The sequence below is a fragment of the Labilibaculum sp. genome (genome assembly GCF_963664555.1).
In the GTDB taxonomy this organism is placed as follows: Bacteria; Bacteroidota; Bacteroidia; order Bacteroidales; family Marinifilaceae; genus Labilibaculum.
Window position 1 is genome coordinate 1,944,765 of sequence record NZ_OY761461.1, and the last position, 18,585, is coordinate 1,963,349.

General features: G+C 35.1%; 14 protein-coding genes. 8 read left to right on the forward strand and 6 right to left on the reverse strand.

Annotation, left to right across the window (positions count from 1 at the left end; all coding sequences use genetic code 11):
* Positions 1-15 precede the first annotated feature (15 nt).
* Complete coding sequence (locus tag ACKU4N_RS07615) at positions 16-1,449, forward strand: ADP-dependent glucokinase/phosphofructokinase (protein WP_321322130.1); 1,434 nt, start codon at positions 16-18, stop codon at positions 1,447-1,449.
* 193 nt (positions 1,450-1,642) lie between these two features.
* Here ACKU4N_RS07615 and ACKU4N_RS07620 read toward each other — a convergent pair whose 3' ends face one another.
* Entirely contained in the window at positions 1,643-3,919 is a 2,277-nt protein-coding gene (locus tag ACKU4N_RS07620) for a GH92 family glycosyl hydrolase (protein WP_321322131.1), read from the reverse strand.
* An 849-nt stretch (positions 3,920-4,768) separates the two neighbouring features.
* Here ACKU4N_RS07620 and citD point away from each other — a divergent pair.
* The 5 genes from citD to ACKU4N_RS07645 all read left to right on the forward strand — a co-directional run bounded on the left by citD (position 4,769) and on the right by ACKU4N_RS07645 (position 10,275).
* Positions 4,769-5,056 (forward strand): citrate lyase acyl carrier protein, encoded by a 288-nt coding sequence (citD, locus tag ACKU4N_RS07625; protein WP_321322133.1) that lies wholly within the window; start codon positions 4,769-4,771, stop codon positions 5,054-5,056.
* A complete protein-coding gene (locus tag ACKU4N_RS07630; protein ID WP_101310381.1) occupies positions 5,056-5,952 on the forward strand; it encodes an HpcH/HpaI aldolase/citrate lyase family protein in 897 nt (298 codons plus the stop codon). The genes citD and ACKU4N_RS07630 overlap by 1 nt, the downstream gene beginning before the upstream one ends.
* A 30-nt stretch (positions 5,953-5,982) precedes the next feature.
* Positions 5,983-7,542: a citrate lyase subunit alpha gene (citF, locus tag ACKU4N_RS07635; RefSeq protein WP_321322136.1), complete on the forward strand. Its 1,560-nt coding sequence runs from the start codon at positions 5,983-5,985 to the stop codon at positions 7,540-7,542.
* Positions 7,543-7,628: 86 nt separating this feature from the next.
* The gene (locus ACKU4N_RS07640) at positions 7,629-9,020 is read left to right on the forward strand and encodes a triphosphoribosyl-dephospho-CoA synthase (protein ID WP_321322138.1); all 1,392 of its coding nucleotides are present in this window, start codon (positions 7,629-7,631) and stop codon (positions 9,018-9,020) included.
* 181 nt (positions 9,021-9,201) lie between these two features.
* Positions 9,202-10,275, forward strand: coding sequence for a [citrate (pro-3S)-lyase] ligase (locus tag ACKU4N_RS07645; RefSeq protein ID WP_321322140.1), 1,074 nt, complete (start codon positions 9,202-9,204; stop codon positions 10,273-10,275).
* Positions 10,276-10,454: 179 nt separating this feature from the next.
* Here the strand turns inward: ACKU4N_RS07645 and ACKU4N_RS07650 are convergent, their stop codons facing one another.
* From ACKU4N_RS07650 to ACKU4N_RS07670, 5 genes are all read right to left on the reverse strand, one after another.
* On the reverse strand, positions 10,455-12,005 hold the full coding sequence (locus ACKU4N_RS07650) for an IS1182 family transposase (RefSeq protein ID WP_156197454.1): 1,551 nt from the start codon (positions 12,003-12,005) through the stop codon (positions 10,455-10,457).
* A gap of 97 nt (positions 12,006-12,102) precedes the next feature.
* Positions 12,103-12,420 carry a PQ-loop domain-containing transporter gene (locus ACKU4N_RS07655; protein WP_321322142.1) on the reverse strand — a complete coding sequence of 106 codons (318 nt, stop codon included), beginning with the start codon at positions 12,418-12,420 and terminating at the stop codon, positions 12,103-12,105.
* A 57-nt stretch (positions 12,421-12,477) separates the two neighbouring features.
* Positions 12,478-14,040, reverse strand: coding sequence for a response regulator (locus ACKU4N_RS07660; RefSeq protein ID WP_321322144.1), 1,563 nt, complete (start codon positions 14,038-14,040; stop codon positions 12,478-12,480).
* Positions 14,041-14,049: 9 nt separating this feature from the next.
* Positions 14,050-14,400, reverse strand: coding sequence for an STAS domain-containing protein (locus ACKU4N_RS07665; protein WP_321322146.1), 351 nt, complete (start codon positions 14,398-14,400; stop codon positions 14,050-14,052).
* A gap of 24 nt (positions 14,401-14,424) precedes the next feature.
* Positions 14,425-14,865 carry an Hpt domain-containing protein gene (locus ACKU4N_RS07670; protein ID WP_321322148.1) on the reverse strand — a complete coding sequence of 147 codons (441 nt, stop codon included), beginning with the start codon at positions 14,863-14,865 and terminating at the stop codon, positions 14,425-14,427.
* A 343-nt stretch (positions 14,866-15,208) separates the two neighbouring features.
* Between ACKU4N_RS07670 and ACKU4N_RS07675 the strand changes: the two genes are divergently transcribed.
* Both ACKU4N_RS07675 and gcvT read left to right on the forward strand, forming a co-directional pair.
* Positions 15,209-16,960: a hypothetical protein gene (locus ACKU4N_RS07675; protein WP_321322150.1), complete on the forward strand. Its 1,752-nt coding sequence runs from the start codon at positions 15,209-15,211 to the stop codon at positions 16,958-16,960.
* 153 nt (positions 16,961-17,113) lie between these two features.
* On the forward strand, positions 17,114-18,217 hold the full coding sequence (gcvT, locus tag ACKU4N_RS07680; RefSeq protein ID WP_321322152.1) for a glycine cleavage system aminomethyltransferase GcvT: 1,104 nt from the start codon (positions 17,114-17,116) through the stop codon (positions 18,215-18,217).
* Positions 18,218-18,585: the final 368 nt, after the last annotated feature.

Below are 18,585 nucleotides of genomic sequence, written 5' to 3' on the forward strand. Positions count from 1 at the left end.
CTAAAATAGGAATAAATGTCTTTGATAGAATTAAAAACCAAGTGGCTTGAAAACTATAAAACAGCACCTGCCCAATTAGAAAAAATGGGCGATATTAATGGCTTAATTAGTGCTTTTAATGCCAATGTTGATGCAGTGATAAAAGTGAAAGGCAAAGGCATTCAAAAACTAATTGCCGAAAACAAGCTCAATACGGATTTGATTCTTGGTGAAGGAGAGAATAGCATTCGTTCCAATGAAGATGCAATTCGTGGTTTTCTGAATTGTTTTAAAAATGGAATTGCCGAAGAATGGTTGATTGAGGATGTTGAGGTTTTTGAATGGCTAAACAAAAATGTGGGTTACGATAAAATGCAAATGGGAGGCCAGGGCGGTATTGTTGCAAATGTGATGGCGGTTTGTGGTGTAAACTCGGTTTATGTGCATTGTGCATCAGCACCTAAAGATCAGTCTAAACTGTTTTTAGATCTTCCCAATTTATTAACAAACGATGAAAACGGCGAAATTAAGCAGGCATCTAAGGTCGATCGCTCTAATGATTTAGCCTTAATACATTGGATTATCGAATTTGATAAAGGAGATTCCATCAGTTTGAACGGTGAAACTTATGTGTGCCCGAAAGCAAACCGTTTTATTGCGACCTATGATCCATTGAATTTTAAATTGCATATCGACGGGAATTTTGCAAACAGAATGTCGCAAAACGATATCAATCCTGAATATATTATTTTGTCTGGTTACCAAATGCTTCATGAGTCTCTTCGTGATGGAACCAAAGGAACCGATCGAATCGATTTTTCAAAGGCAATGATTGCAAAATGGAGAGAATCCTGTCCTGATAGCTTACTGCATTTAGAAGTTGCATCTACTCAAAACAAAGTAATACGTAAATATTTAATTGACAATTTGGTTGATTGTGTTGATAGTTTAGGTTTTAACGAACGGGAATTAATTGATATTTTAGAAGTGATTGGGGAGGACGAATTGGCGAAGAAATGTGAAGAAAACACCAATAGTTCGAATCTGTTTGAAGGAATGTTAAAGATTCGCGAATATACAAATTGCTCTCGAATGCAGCTTCATATGTTTGGTTTGTACCTTACTCTTCAGGAAAAAGGATTTAAAGTTTCTCCGCTTCAGAACCGAAATGGAATGCAATTAGCTGCTACTGTTGCTGCAGCAAAAGCAGGAACAGGTGCCATCGATAACAAAGATGTATTGCTTTGGGCTAAAGATCATGAAGTATCTGAGGTGGGATTAAATGAATTGTCAAACCTTTCGGAGTTTGTAACCAAACTTTTCGGTAATCATCAGCTCATGGAAACAGGAATATTCACAAATGAAGAATTAGAAATTATTGCTGTTCCAACCATCTTAATTGAAAAACCGGTTACACTTGTTGGAATGGGAGACACAATCTCTTCGGTATCATTGGTTGGTGCTCGTTAGAGAAGAATAAAATTGTAATTTAAAAAGGGAGGTAATGAAATCAACAGATTTCATTACCTCCCTTTTTTTGAGACATAGAAAAGCCCCGATATGGTACTTTCGGGGCTTACTTCTGAACTACTTGTGTGGAATAGTTCTAACTAACTCTAATCTAAATCACTAACTAATCTTTACCGTTCAATAATTTCAAATGTCAATCGATATTACTCATCGAATAGGGAACAAATCTTGGATTGCTTCCCCATGTTTTATTTGGTCTTGAACCCATATCCAATATTAGTTTTGCTCCGTTAATAATTTCCGAATGCCTAAAATAGGGTCCTTTTAATTCCTTACCATTTAAATTTGCCGATTGAATGTATTTATTTTCTGCAGAGCAGTTGTTCGCAATTATTTGCAAATGTTTTCCATTGTCTAAATCTATTGTAATCTCGCTAAATATAGGACTTCCAATATTGTATTCCGGAACGCCCGGGGTTACCGGATAAAATCCCATGGCCGAGAAAACATAGAATGCAGATAGACCTCCGCCATCTTCATCACCACAAATTCCGAATGGTGAGTTGGTGAACCATACTTCCATCAGGGAACGGATTCGTTTTTGTGTTTTCCATGGAGCTCCTGAATAATTATACAGATAAGGAATGTGAAGACTTGGTTCATTTCCCATTACAAATTGGCCGGTTAGGCCGGTTGCATCAGGAAAGATATCCCAATAATCCCATTTCGGAATTCCAAATGGTTCAACAAATAGTTGATCGAGCTTTGCATTGAATGCTTTGTTGCCACCCATTAAATTTATCAATCCTGCAATATCATGCTGAATATCCCAGGTATAAGTCCATGAATTGTTTTCTGCAAAGTAATCTCTACCGCCTAAACCTCCTGATAATTTTGGATCGAATGGCCGAATCCATTCTCCATCAGATGATCTTGGAGCCATGAAACCTATTTCAGGATCATAATGGTTTTTGTAATTATTCGATTTTTTTAAGAAAAGCTGACAATCATCTTCCTTGTTTAATTCTTTTGCCAATACAGAAATACACCAATCGTCGTAGCTATGACCTAGTGTTAAGGCCACTGCTTGTCTTTTTTCCCAATGGTGAACTTCTTTTACCCATTCTTTCTCCCCCGGCTTTAAGGCTGGGAAAAAACCATTTTCATGATAAAAGGTATCAAGTTCTGTTGCCGGACCATTTTTCCATGGCAACATGGTTGCTTCCAGTTCATTCTTTTTTAATCCTTCAAAGGCTTTTTCAATATCAAATCCTCGTATGCCTTTAAAGTAGGCATCAGTAATTACTGATGAAGCATGATTTCCGTTCATGCAGGTATGATCACCTGTAAACAATGGGAAAGATGGCATCCAGCCACTTTGTTCATACATCTTAACATAGGAATTGATCTTTTTTGATTGATTTTTAGGATCAATTAAGCACATTAATGGATGAGTTGCCCGGTAGGTATCCCAAACCCAATCGTCAACGAAAAAATCAACGCCATCATCACTATGGATTTTTTGATCGTAATTACTAAAGTATTTTCCGTCTTCAGAAATATTCACCATTCTCTCATAGCAACGATAAAGGGCCGTGTAAAAAACTGTTTTTTGATCTTCACTTCCGCCTTTTACCTGTATTTTGCTTAGTGCATTATTCCATATTAGTTTGTGATATTTTTTGTACTGATCAAAATCCCAATTCGGTGTTTCTGTTTTTAAATGCTGTTCTGCCTCTTCTGTTGAAATATAGGAAACAGCTATTTTAAGTTGTAATGCATTTGAAGTATCGTCAAATCGAAAAAACGTTCCGATTTTATCACCAGAAATAGTTGTGCAGTTAGAATTTAATTTGTTTGAGTCGAAAGTGCCGTAATTTGAAATGTTTTGATCAAATTTGACTGCAAAATAAACTTTCACAGGATGCTCAAGATCAATGCCATCAACCGCAGTAATCATATCAAAACCTGTAATTGTATTTTTTTTGGGAGAAATGTTAAATGCTCCATTGTTTCTGCATTGTAAGTATAAATTAGCAGGGGCGCTGTTTGTGAAGCTAAATTTTGTGAATGAAACGTGTTGACTTGCAGTCAATTCCATTCTGATATCAGAATCTTCCAATAAAACAGAATAGTAATAGGGACTTACTGTTTCTTGGTCATGATCATAGGCAGATTCCCAGTTTTCAGGTTCTTGCGAAGTAGGATTCTGAGAAATCATGAATTTACCGACTGTTCCTTTCCTGTGAGAAACAATAGAGAAGGGAAAGTGTGTAATTTTCTCACTTTGATAACCTTTTGGTTCTTTTGATATGCGCATCATACTGTTGGGAAGATGCACCAATGGAATTGTTGGTTCGAGCATATGACCAATGCCTCCAATATTTGGATTCACATAGTCGACAATTTTCTTTTGAGCAAATAAGGTCAAAGAAAAAAGTAGAGAGAATAGTAAAATTAGCTTCTTCATTAAAAAAGTATTCTAAGTGATATAATTTTGAAGCAAAACTATGTAGGGGCAATTAATTTTAATTTAATTGTGGATTAACTTAGTAAACTAAATTATTAATCAACATTCAATTCTGAGCTTAATTAGTTGTTTGTGAGGTGTTTGTGTTGTGTGTTTTTGTAATAGGGGATTTTATTATATGGAATTTTTTTTTTGATGAATTAGTTTCCATCACTACTAAATTATCTTAAGCTTTAAGTGTATGATTTTGGACTATAAGTGCTCTTACAGTTCATTTTCATTCAGATTTTATGAAAATTATGAGCTTATAGGTGAAAAATTTATGAAAACGTTTGCGTAAACCAATTATTTACACTTATATTGTGAATCCTTTGTGAGAAAAACAAAAGTACCATCTGTAATCACATTGAATCACACTTTTTTTAATTCATCAATTATTTGGTGAAATCTTACTAACCACTAACTAATCACTAACAATTAGATCCTGTTTATTCTAAATAAGCAGGATCTTTTTTTATCTTTTTTTTTCAATTTACCTTTATCAATAGATTGCGTATTTTGAAAAAAACTCTTTTACAGTGATCAAAGCGTGGAGATATCCAATGGAAATTTATTATTTGGTAATAATTAAGCTCTGTGAAATAAGATTAGAAGATATATAAATACCGGCAATATTATTTACATATGATAATGTGCTGATATGCAATCGTTTCCGCGGGGTGTTTTATAACACTTAAAGATTAGGTTAAAAATACGTGAAAGTGCTTTGAATTGTATCGAAAGACATTAAAATTTGCAGAAACAAATATTACTTATTAAACAAGACTAATTAACAAATATTTACTCACAATGACACCCAAGTTTAAAGCGCAAGCCGGGACTTTTGAATCAAGCGATATTATGATTCTGATTGAGCCTCTTGAAAAAGATTCTGGTCGCAAAGTTGATATTTCTTCTACTGTAATGTTACAGTTTGAAGAAGATATTAAAGCTACAATAAACCAAGTGCTCGACACACTTCAAGTTCAGGATCTTCATCTTATTGCAAAAGATAAAGGAGCACTGACACAGACAATTCAAGCACGAGTTGAAACAGCAGTTAAACGATCTTTAGGTATTCAGGAGGGGACAATGTAATGGTAAAGAAAAAAAGACGATCGATGTTGTACATTCCCGGTAATAATCCGGCAATGATTCAACAAGCAGGAGTTTATGGTTGTGATGCTGTTCTTCTTGATCTGGAAGATGCTGTAGCATTGAACCAAAAAGATGCTGCGCGAATTTTAGTTCGTAACATGCTTAAAACGGTTAATTTTTATGATACCGAAGTATGTGTACGTGTAAATAACTTTCATACACCGTTTGGATTAACGGATTTGGAGGAAATAGTACCATTACAACCAGATAACATCCGTTTTCCAAAAACGGAGACAGTAGCCGATGTTAAGGAATTCATGAAAGAAGTGCGACGCATCGAAAAGGAGCATGGAATTAAGAATCCAACCATGACTATTCATGTGATGATTGAAACAGCCAAAGGGGTTGCGAATGTTTACGATATTGCAGCCGCTGATCCAAGAATCGATGCTATTACTATTGGAGGGCAGGATTTAACGGCTGATATGGGGATTATTAAAACCCCCGATGGAGTAGGTATTGATTATGCACGTAAACGAATCGTGATGGCTGGAAAAGCCAATGATTTGGATGTTTTAGATACTATTTTTGCTGATGTGAACGACGATGAAGGTTTGCGGGAAGAAACTGAATACATTAAAAAAATAGGTTTCGCAGGTAAAGCTCTAATCAATCCACGTCAGGTTGATGTTGTTCATGATGTGTTTAACCCAACTGAAAATGAGGTTCGTAAAGCATATCGTGTTTATTCTGAGTTTATTAAAAACAAAAAAGCTGGTATTGGAGTTTTTGCAATTGATGGAAAAATGGTAGATGCTCCTGTTGTTCAAAGAGCAATTACAGTTTTGGAATATGCCAAAATAGATTTGAAAGAAATTGAAAAGAATGCTGGTTAGTTTTTAAGCTCGGATTTAAAACATAGACAAATGAAAAATGCAATAGGAGTTGAAATTCCTGAATATATAGAAGGCCTGGGGAAACTTGAACCTTTCCAGGGAGTTTGGAAAAGTATTATTGAAGACGAAGTTCCTTCAACAAATATTTCCAGAACGCTTAAGGCTAAAAAACCTCATGTTTCCAAACTTTGTAAAAATTTGGAAGAGGCTATTAAAAGATGTAAACCTTTTGATGGAATGACTGTTACTTGTCATCATCATTTAAGAGGTGGAGATGGTGTGCTGATGCAGACGATTAAGATACTTGATGAAATGGGAATTAAGGACATCACCTTGGCTTCCTCATCACTTACATCAGCTCATGATGGTTTGGTTCCTTATGTTGAAAAAGGAATGATTACCAGAATTTTCACCTCAGGTATTAGAGGTGCATTAGGCGATGCAATATCAGTTGGGAAATTAAAATATCCTGCAATTATCCACTCTCATGGTGGTCGTGTACGTGATTTTTTAACAGGAAGAATTAAGCCGGACTTATCGGTTTTGGCAGCATCTGCAGCTGATGAAGAAGGAAACGCAACAGGTGCTCATGGTCCATCAGCTTTTGGATCAATGGGATACGCAGATATTGATGCCCGATATTCCCGTAACGTAATTATTGTTACTGATAATTTGGTCGAATATCCATGTATCCCTTGTACTGTACGTCAACATTTTATCGATTATGTGGTAAAAGTGGATAGTATTGGTGATGCAACAAAAATTGCGTCAGGAACTACTCGTATTACCAATTCACCAATGGATTTACGTATTGCTCGAATTGCAGCAACAGTAATTGAACATTCTGGTTTGTTCAAAAATGGAATGTCGTTTCAGGTAGGTGCAGGTGGAGCTTCTTTGGCGGTGGCCAAATTTCTTCGCGAAGATATGAAGCGAAAAAATATAATTGGCAGCTTCATGATTGGAGGGGTAACTTCCTATGGTGTTGATATGTTGAATGAAGGGTTATTTCATTCTATTTTTGATGTGCAGTCTTTCGATGCTGCAGTTAGTTCTTCGGTTTTGAATAATCCAAATCATATCGAAATTTCGTGTGATCAATATGCGAATCCGAATAATTGCGGCTCCATGACTAATAAGTTAGATGTGGTTGTTTTGGGTGCACTTGAAGTGGATGTTGATTTCAATGTAAATGTAATTACCGGTTCTTCAGGAGAAATAAGAGGTGCATCAGGAGGACACTCTGATACTGCATCTGGAGCGAACTTAACAGTTGTTGTTTGCCCGGCATTTCGTGGTAGGTTGCCGATTGTAAAAGATCGTGTTCACACCGTTGTTACACCTGGCGAAAGTGTTGATGTGATTGTAACAGAGAGAGGAGTCTGTGTTAATCCATCGAAACCAAATTTGGCTGCTAAGCTTAAAGAAGCCGGGGTGAAAGTGGTTGATATTCGAGACCTAAAAGAGGAGGTCGAAAAAATGACTGGTGTACCTGCCGAAAAGCAATTAGGAGATCAGATTGTGGCCTTGGTTGAATATCGCGATGGGACAATTATTGATGTAGTCTATAATGTAAAAAATCTCTCATAAGCTGAGACCGGTTTATACAAATGAAATATTTACACCCTACATGTTTTAAGCATTTAGGGTGTATTTGTAAGCAGGAGGTAAAGAAAATGGAGAAAGTTGTAAGAGACATTTTGGCGGCTAAAGAAATTCGGTCAAAAGAGAGACAGAAGTTTGCTGAGTCAGGAGATATTTCACTAAGTCTAACTCTTAATATTCCCGGGCTTCCAAAATCGAATGATCAGATTAAATTGTTTTTTTCAGAATGTTTATCTGATTTAAAACGATTTTTACTTTCTCATCGTATTACAATTGAGGAAAAAAGAGAAATTATTCGTCCTGATGCCGCAGGAGATTTTTATTTAGTCCCTGTTTCGGGCAATGAAATTTCTGTAACGACTATAAAAGAGATTGCAGAGCTTTATGAAACGGAGCATTCTTTAGGCAGGCTATTGGATGTTGATATTACTGATGAAAAAGGAAATCCGGTTTCATCGGGTAAAGTTAAGAAATGTTATTTCTGTAATGAGCATCCTGCGGTGTTTTGCATGAGAATGCAAATTCACGAATATGAAGAAATGAGAACTGTTATTGAGAATGATCTATCCGGTTTTTTACAGGAAAGAAGAAAAAGTAGAGTATGTAAAGATTTGTCTGCATTTGCTTTAAAAGCACTTTTGCACGAAGTTTCTCTTTCTCCAAAACCTGGTTTAGTCGATCGATTTTCGAACGGATCGCATTCCGATATGGATTTTGCTACTTTTTTGAATTCGAGTGCGGTACTTTCTGTTTATTTTAGGGAGATAGCCGAGTTTGGTTTTTCTTTTTCGTCAGCCAATATAAAAGATGCATTGCCAAAACTGCGTCAAATTGGTTTGCAAATGGAAGAGGATATGTATCGTGAAACTTGTGGGGTAAATACTCATAAGGGTGCTATATTTTTGTTGGGATTTTCTCTGTTTGTAAGTGCAAATCGAATAAAAAATCACAACTTTTCGTATCATTCATTTGTTGATCAAATAAAGGAATTAAATGGCAGCTTGGTTGAGAATGAGTTGGGCAAGAAACTTTACAGCGATAAAAAAACACATGGTGAAGAGTGTTTTGAGAAGTTTGGAAATATGGGGAAAGGTATTCGAGGTGAAATTCAAGCCGGCTTGCCTTGTGTTTTTGATTATGCGATTCCTGTTTTAAGTTCTCATTTCGATGCTATGGGCATTGTAAATGATGAAACTATTCAGAATGGGCTAATACAAACTCTTTTAGTGCTGATTGCCAAGAACAATGACAGCAATATTTTATACCGAAAAGGAGAAAAAGTATTGAATGAACTAAAGGACATTTCACAACAGGCCTTTAATCTATTTGGAACTAAATATTTTAGTTCCAAATATCAGGATTTAGTATATTATTGTAAGGATAATCAAATATCACCCGGTGGATCGGCAGATTTACTTGCAGTTACATTCTTTATTTATATGGTGAATAAAAAATACAATTAGATGAGATTTGTTACAAATTGCATCTGAATAATAAAATAACATTTGTCATGGTTTGTATATCTGTAAATGCCTTTCATAACATATAAATATAAGGGGGAGATCTGCTGTTAAATTCATACTATTGAATGCTGAAATAAAGAAAATAATCACACAAACACGATAACAAAACTAACAAATAAGGATGGGAGTCGAGAATACAGATTATAGGGAAGAGTCTTTGGACTTGCAAAATCCCTTTGATATAAAACTGGTCTCAGAATTTATGGAGCCATTGGGTTTTGAGTTCGATCCTTCAGATGTTGATTACACCATGATTCTGTATAATTTGAATCAGGAGGTAATTGGAACCGGATCGTATAAAGGACGAGTATTAAAATACGTTGCAGTTTCTCCTAAATTTAGAGAAGGTGCCGCTTTTGCGCAAATTGTAACACATTTAATTGAATTAGTTATCAATGAGCACAAACATATTTTTGTTTATACTAAACCTCGTAATTTAGAGGTTTTTAAAGGATTGGGATTTACCGAAATTGCTACAGCAGAACCATTGTTCTCCGTTTTGGAATTTGGATATGAGAATATCAAAACCTATCAGGATTATTTACGATCAATTAAAAAAGATATTAATGTGGGAGGAATTGCAGCTGTTGTTGTTAATTGCAATCCATTCACAAAAGGACATAAATATCTGATAGAAAAGGCTTGTGCTGAGAATCGGGTTGTTTACTTATTTATTGTTGAGGAGGATCGTTCGTCATTTACTTTTGATATTCGATGGAGGTTGATTCAGGAAGAATTAGGACATATTGAAAATCTGGTAATGGTGAAGGGTGGAAACTACGTTGTTTCCGGAACCATTTTTCCATGTTATTTTTTAAAAGAAGAGAAAGAATGTGATATAGCTGCTAAGCAGGCTGAATTGGATGTAATTACCTTTTTGAATTACATAGTACCAATTTTAAATATCAACAGAAGATACGTTGGTACTGAAATGTATTCGCCCGTTACAGCAGCTTATAACGAGGCCATGATTAAATATTTGCCGACCAATGGTGTTGAGATTCTTGAGATTCCAAGAATTACTCAAGGTAGTGCAGATAATTATATTTCGGCATCGAAAGTAAGATTGGCAATTCGGGAAGACAGACTGAATGATATCCTCGATTTTTTACCAGATTCAACAAAGAATTATTTGTTGTCAGAGGAGTCAGCTGAGATTAGAGAGAATATAAGAAATACAGTTTCCAGACATTAAAAAGAAAAGAGGATGTCTCATAGCAAAGTAGACATCCTCTTTTTCATGATCTTTTGTTTTTTTGAGATTAAACTGCCTTATACTGCTTATTTGTTTTTGGAAGTCTTTTTTACCTCCAATATGCAAAACAGAGGTTTTATATAGAGGAAATAGGACTTCAAAAGAATTAAGAAAGGCCGTTAGGCCACTTTTCTACTATTCATTTTCTTAAGATTTATGGCTAGAGCCAATAATCCCATTTCGATTTCTACTTTTTCTTTGCCACGAAGTAAAAATCGTTTAAATCCTTTATTGTGTTTAAGGTTACCAAAAGCGGCCTCTACATCAACCGGTCTTTGACTCCTGTGCTTCAATCCTTCTTCTGAGGTTAAATGTTCTCGTGCTTTACTTCTTAATTCGTTGAGTCGGTGATTGATCTGAATCGTTCGATTACCTTTTGCTTTGTGACACATCCCCCTAAGTGGGCATCCGTTACAGTTTTGAGCTTGATAAACATGGATTGTCTTAAAATGACCGGCTTGGCTTTTTTCCTTTTTTATCTTCTTAAGATTCATTACTTGTCCCATTGGGCAGTAGTAAATATCCTGTTTAGAGTCGTAGAATAAATTGTTGGGGTGAAACTCGCAATAAGTTTTGGCTCCCTTCTTTTGTTCTTTATGAAAGTAATTGTATTTCACAAAAGAGGTTAATCCTTCCGCTTCAAGAAATTCATAATTCTCCTCAGACCCATAACCGGAATCTGCACATACGCTGTTTAGTTTGTCTGGATACAACTGTTGAACCTCTTTCATATGAGGTATAAAGGTTTTTGTATCGGTTGGATTATTATGGTTTGAATAATTTACAATGAATTGATTTTGTGTGCTAAACTGCAGGTTATATCCTGGTTTTAGCTGACCATTTTGCATATAGTCATCCTTCATTCGCATAAAGGTTGCATCCGGATCCGTTTTTGAATAACTATTTCGCTCTTCCAATATCTTTAGCTTTTGCTCGTTTTTTCGGAGATTATCAGCATAATTCTTCTTGGCATAGTTGAGTTGCCGGCGTTTCTTAGCATCCACTTTCTTATCCCTCAAGGCCTCATTAATTGTCTCAATGGTCTGCTCTATTTTTTCTGGATCAACATCACTTAAATCGGGCTTACTTACATTTGCTAAATCCGATTTGGCTACCTGCTCTGTATAATCCCAAAGTTCCCCCAACCGATCCTTCATGCGTTGGATATTCTTTTGAATGGCTTTACCCCAAACAAACGAAAACTTATTTGCATTGGCCTCGATCTTGGTGCCATCGACATATATGGTTTGTAGATCAATATGTCCGGAATCTACCAGTAACAGGACTACTTGACTGAACACTTCCTTTAAAACACCTTTTAATCGACTGCTTCTAAAGCGGGCAATCGTATTGTGATCTGGCTTTTGCATCCCTGACAACCACATGAAATGTACATTTTCTGATGCCGCCTGCTCTATTTTTCGAGAGGAATATACATTACACAAATAGGAATAAACTAATAACTTAAGCATCATTTTGGGATGATAGGCCTTTGCTCCCGTATAACTGTATTTTTCAAGGATACGATCTATCTGGACACCATCAATAATACTGCTGATGGTACGAACAGGGTGTTCAGATGATATGAAATCCGAGAGAGAAGGCGGAAAAAGAATCATCTGGTTTTGATGATAGGCTTTGAAATGAGATTTTTGAGGGACTAATTTCATATCTCTAAAATAAGAAATCAGTGATAAATATAAAAAACTATAAAACGAAAAAGAGACTATCTCATTTGAGACAGCCTCTTTTTTATGCTTTGCAATATTATAAGCCTATTCGTTTTTTGATAATGGAAAGTGTGGTTGGTTTTGAATTGTAGCTGTACTTTGCGAATATCAAATAAAAAAGCAATAACAGGTTGAATAGGTAGTTGAAATACAGAGGTATGTGGTAGTTTTTACTAGCTATATCATCGATAAAAATATAACATAGAGTAAAAACTTCACCCCAAAACCAGAGCCATAAAAATAGTTCGCTTAGGTCATCTGTTTTTTTAGTTTTAAATGTGTGGATTACTTGTGGCAGAGCACAAATTGCGAAAAGAATGCTTCCCATCCATCCAATAATTTCATTTGCTTGCATATTGTCGTATTTTCATGCAAAAATGAACAAAACAAAGGAGAAAAATAAGAAATCCGGCTAATTTCTTTGGATTAACAATAAGGTACGGTCATCATCAAATTTAGAGACATTGTATATTTTGGTTAATTCCTCCTCTACGTCTTTGGGGGCAATAATTTCTTTTTCTTTGTTATTATCAAGAATGTAGAACATGGCTTCATCACCAATCATGTCACCGGTTTTGTCATTAATCGCTTCGGTGTATCCATCGGTATAAAAGAATAGTTTATCTCCCTTATTAAACTCGTGAACTAAGCTTCTGTATTTAATTTCCTTCACAACACCCAATAAGGTGCCGACAATATTTAATTGCGATATGGTTTTTTCTATTCCATCATAAAGGAAAGGGCGAAGAGCTCCGGCCGAAGCAATACTAATCTTATTTGACGAAGTACAAAGTGATATAATACTTAGAGTCGTGAATACTTCAGTTAGCTGAATGTCTTTAAAAAGATATTCATTTATAATATCCAGAAATTTACCCGGCGATTCAACGAAATCAAGTTCTTGTCGATTAATAAAAAAATTAATGGTACTTCGGATGTAGGCAATATAGGCTGGTACAAAGAACCAGGCATCCCATTTTTTCCCCATTACATCGCCCAAAATCAATATTTTTCTATTCTGATCAACATCAATAATTTCGTAATAGTCACCTCCGGGTAATTTATCGTATGGTTGATGAAGGATTTGAATATTGTAGTCTCGTATGGTATCCTGAAATTCGTTTTCGAAACGAATTGGAGACCTTTTTGCCGCAGAGTTAAGTGCGTTTAAGTATTTGTTCTTTAAATCATGTTCACGCTGAACATTAGAGTTTATCTGATGGATAATTAGCTTTGGATTCAGGTTTTTAAATAAAAAACCACTTATTTTGGATCGCAGCAGATTTTCCATTTTGACCATATCATCAGCATCAGTGACAAGAATGTTTATTGGAATATGATTTGAAACAATTTCCGTTATTTTATCTAAGATTGATATAGCCCAACTTGCTTTATCATCAATAATAATTCCCCAAGTATTGGTGTCTTGCAGAGCCATAAAAAAATCAGAATCGGAATAAACAGTGGTGATATTTGTTTTGAGATGTTTTCTGGGAAGAGGAAAGGGTTTTATTCTGTTTGCACAATATATTAGGTTTCCTTTATCAAAACTGATGTCATCTTTTCTGGCGCCATCAAGAATATCTTTTCTTAAATAGGCTTTCTTTAAATGGGATTTGATCTTCGAGATAAAAATCTTTTGTTTAATGGGTTTGGTGATGAAATCATCTGCACCGTCATTCAGATTTTTAATCCATGTGTCTTCTTCGTTGTTTCCAGAAAGAAATATGAAGGGAGTATGCTGGTATTCCGGAGTTTGTCTCAATCTGCGAACCAATTCATTGCCATCCATTAATGGCATGTACAAATCTGAAATGATAAGATCGAAATGTTGACTCTTGGCCTGATCAATAGCCTCTTTCCCATTTTTTGCAAGTGTTGTTTGGTAGCCTAATCCTTTTAGAGTAAACTCAATGAATTTTAGGATAACCACGTCATCATCAACAACCAGTATGTTTGGCGAGACTTTTGCCATATCAGTATTTTATTCAACTGATGAAAAGCTGTTAACACATGCGGTTTGGTCTTGCAAAATATCAAAAATAGAATCCAGCTGCATTAATTCTATTAGTTCCATCACATCTCTGTTGATATTACAAAGTTTTATAAAACTTTTGTGTTCTTTTGATGTTTTAAGAGCCGATAAGAGTGCTCCAAAGCCGGAACTGTCAATGAAGTTAATTCCCTCAAAATCAACGATTAATTTGGATTTGGGTTGAGATAAGAATTCATTCATTTTTTCCTTGGCAATACTTGCATTTAAGGCATACAAACGATTGGTTTCTTCCAATTTCATTATCGTTATAGAGTTCACCTGTTTGGTTTCAATATTCATAGCAGTAAAATATGGTTTCAGTGATTAAAGTTGTCCTAAGGTTTCTTTTAATTCTTTTATGGCTAAAGTACATTGTGATAAAAATTCCTCTACTAAAACAGGAATATGTATTAAATCAATGTCATTCATGGTTTCGTTTTTCACGTTAGTCCAGTTTTTTTCATCCTGAGGACTAAATTCAATGTTGTTTTCCCTCTTTAGTTGCAATTCAAACTTTAAATTTCCTTTCGAGAAATGCTCTAATTGTTCTAGACAATCACCTGAATTTTCCATTCCCATTGTACGCACCGATGATTTTGCCTTGTGAGCAATAGCGCCTAAATCTTGCCAGTTCTGAGCTTCGAAACTTCTTAATATTTCCTCTTCAAATTCAGGGATTTGTTCCAGGAAAATATCAATCATTTCACTGATGATGTTATTGTCATTTCCAGACATTTCCTTTAAATAGGATAGATCTGTGATCATTTCACCTTGAGTCATTTTGTTGATGTAAGCTTGTTCGATTTATTTTTTGTTTTTTTAATAAATTCAAATTTTATTTCGATAGAAATGGCACGTTAAATTTTGAGTGAAATCTTCATTGTTACATATGCAATAATACTAATTTATTTTCAATTTACCTATTGCACCAGCTATTCAATTAGTGCTTAGTATCCTTGATTTTACTGATTGTTTATTGATTATAATTTTTTAGGTTTGCTATTGTTTACTTGATTAATAATTTGGATTAAGCTCAACAAAAGATTTTTTTTTCCGTAACACTAATTTTTACAGAATTTAGCTGAATACAATATATAACTTAATGTCTATGATAAGGAAGTTTACTACCGCTGTTTTTTTATTCGTTTTTTTATTGTCAGGGAATTTAATTGGCCAAGAGTTGTTGCCTGTAAAAAAGTCGGAATTTGTTGATAATGATTCGAATCGAAAAGAAGTTTTTGTTCAGGTGAAAAAAGCTGCCGGGCTGTATCAAAAAGGAATTGGATATGTGCCTCAGAGTTTGAATCTCTTTTTGAGTGCGTACAATTCAAATGATAATAATCCTGAGTTAAATTATAATATTGGTCTTTGCTATTTAATAGCAGGACCAAAAGATGCCGCGCTGTCGTATTTGCTTGCCGCACAGTCTGCTAATGCCGATATCAGTGCTGATATTCATTTTTTGATTGGGCTGGCTTATAAATATCAAAATAATTTTTCTGATGCAATCATTCATTTTAAAATGAATAAAGAGTTAATTCAGCAGAACAATTATAAAAAGCAGAAAGAACTTTTATCTATAAGTGATAAACACATTCAGGAGTGCAGAAGCGGCAGGTTGTTAATGGAAAATAGTCTTGATCTGGAGATACAGCTTGTTGAAGGAAAGGTAAACTCAGAATTTGACGAATTTAATCCTCAGGTATTAGATAGTAATCTGTTTTTTAGCTCAAGACGAGGTCAGGAGGATAATAGTAGATCACCAGAGGATCAAAAGTTTTTTGAAAAGTTATTTAAATCTTCAAAAAGTGAGGCGTTGGGTATTGAGGTTCGTGAAGAAAAAAATAATTTGGGAGGACATGTAAATTCTACTTTGCTGTCTAAATTTGATGATAAGCAGTTTGTATTTTACAATAGTAATTCTGGAGCAGGTGATTTGTTTCTGGCTGAAAAAGAGAGAGACAAATGGAAAATAGGAAAAGCAATTAAATTTATAAATGAAAAGGATTCAAGAGAGAGTTCTGCTAGCTTATCTAAATCGGGAGATGAAATTTATTTTGTAAGTAATCGTAAAGGTGGTTTTGGCAATTGTGATATCTATTATTCTATAAAAGAATCGGAGTCTAAATGGTCTAAGCCAATTAATATTGGTGGAGATATTAATACCAAATATGATGAAGGTGATGTTTTTATAAGTACCGATGGCACTAAGTTGTTTTTCAGTTCAAAGGGGCACAATACCATGGGGGGATATGATATATTTAAGTCTGACCGACAGGATGATGGAACCTGGGGGAAACCACAAAATATGGGGTTTCCAATAAATAGTACTGATAACGATATCACTTATTGTGAAGATCAGGATGGTGTTTTTTATTTTGCATCCGAACGCAGTGGAGGAAAAGGAGGATTTGATATTTATTGTCAGAAAATACCAGAGCCGGTAATCGAAGAGCTTGTTGCAGAGAAAGTCACAGAAGAATCAGTGATTGAACTTCCTGAAGCGAAAATAGAAGTTCCTGTTACTCTTCCGCTTGTGAGTTTTAAAAGTGAGGCCGTTGCAATAACTGAAACTCCGGTAAAGCAAGAATTGGTGGAAGAGGATTTTGTTTATAGAGTTCAAATTGCTGCAGCAAGAAAAGAAATGAATCCTAAAGATCTTTTTAACAGATATAAAGGAGGTGATGTAATTGATCATTTATTTGTTGAAAATTGGCACAAATATACCATAGGAGGTTTTTTAACATTTAAGGAGGCTGCCAAATACAGAGATGCCTGTGGTGTAAAGGATGCTTTTGTTGTTTTGTTTAAAGGCGGTTATCGGTTAGGAATTGCAAGAAGACCTTTTGAGGCAAACTAATCTATTGGCACAAACGATATCTGAGAAAATTTTTTACATTTGCAGAAGATAACGCAAACATAATTAAATAACTTTTTTCTCAGGTAAATCTTCAGTAAAAAAGACTGTATTTTTTATGATTACTTGAAGATCTTGCCCAAAATACGTAAACAGATGAAAAGAACAGCATTCACTAGCTTTCATGAAGAATTAGGTGCAAAAATGGCGCCATTTGCAGGGTATAACATGCCTATTGAGTATACCGGAATTAACGATGAGCACAAATGCGTGCGTGAAAAATTAGGAGTTTTTGATGTTTCTCACATGGGTGAATTTTGGGTGAAAGGTCCAAAAGCTTTTAGTTTTGTACAAAAATTGACCACAAATGATGTAGCTGTACTTTCTGATGGAAAAGTTCAGTATAGCTGTTTCCCAAATGGGAAAGGCGGAATTGTTGATGATTTGTTGGTGTATCGTGTTGATTCAGAGACTTACTTGCTGGTTGTGAATGCTGCAAATATTGAAAAGGATTGGAATTGGTGTGTTAAAAATGCCGGTGAAATGGGATTGGCAGTTGGAACCGAGCTTTATAATGCTTCTGATGAAATATGTCAGTTAGCAGTGCAAGGCCCTTTGGCATTAAAAGCGATGCAGAAAATTGTGGATCGTCCGATTGAAGATATGGAGTATTACACATTTCAAAAAGTGACTATTGCAGGAATCGAAAATGCTATTTTTTCGACTACCGGTTATACCGGTTCCGGCGGATGTGAAATTTACGTATCAAACGAAGATGGAGCGAAGCTTTGGAATGCTGTAATGGAAGCAGGAAAAGAATTTGGAATCCAGCCAATTGGTTTGGCCGCCCGCGATACACTGCGTTTAGAAGTTGGCTTCTGTTTATATGGTAATGATATTGATGATGACCATTCACCGATTGAAGCAGGTTTAGGTTGGATCACCAAGTTTGTGGAAGGAAACGATTTTATCGATCGTGAGTTTTTTGCAAAACAACAAGAAGAAAAACCAAAGCGCCGATTGAAAGGTTTTGAATTGATTGATAGAGGAATTGCTCGTCATGGATACAAGATTGAAGATGCTGAAGGAAATGAAATTGGCGAAGTAACTTCAGGAACAATGGCTCCAATGATTGGGAAATCAATTGGTTTAGGATATGTTAAGGAAGGATTTTATAAACTGGATACTGAGATTTTTATTCGTGTTCGAAATAAAGCGGTAAAAGCTAAAATCACAAAAATTCCTTTTTACAAAGCGTAAATCGAATTTTTATTGAAATAACAAAAGGCAGTTACCCTTGATGTAGCTGCCTTTTTTTTGTTTTTAATTATAGCGGTTGGGGCTTTTCAAACATAAATTCTTATATTTGGAATGGTTTTTTAAGGGAAATTAATTCTGAAAATAGAATTTAATTTTTCTTGTTACCATCTAAATTCACAAAGATTGCTTCGAACAATCCAAATATTTGGATTGTCAGGAAAAAACACCATCGTGTGAATGAATATAAGTAAAAAATTCTGCAGGTTAAGTTTCTGTTTTTCAGAACGTAAATATTAATCTATACGAAGGGGGATAAGAGGATAAATTATTTGTTATAAAACATACATTTTAACAAGTAAAACCGTCTT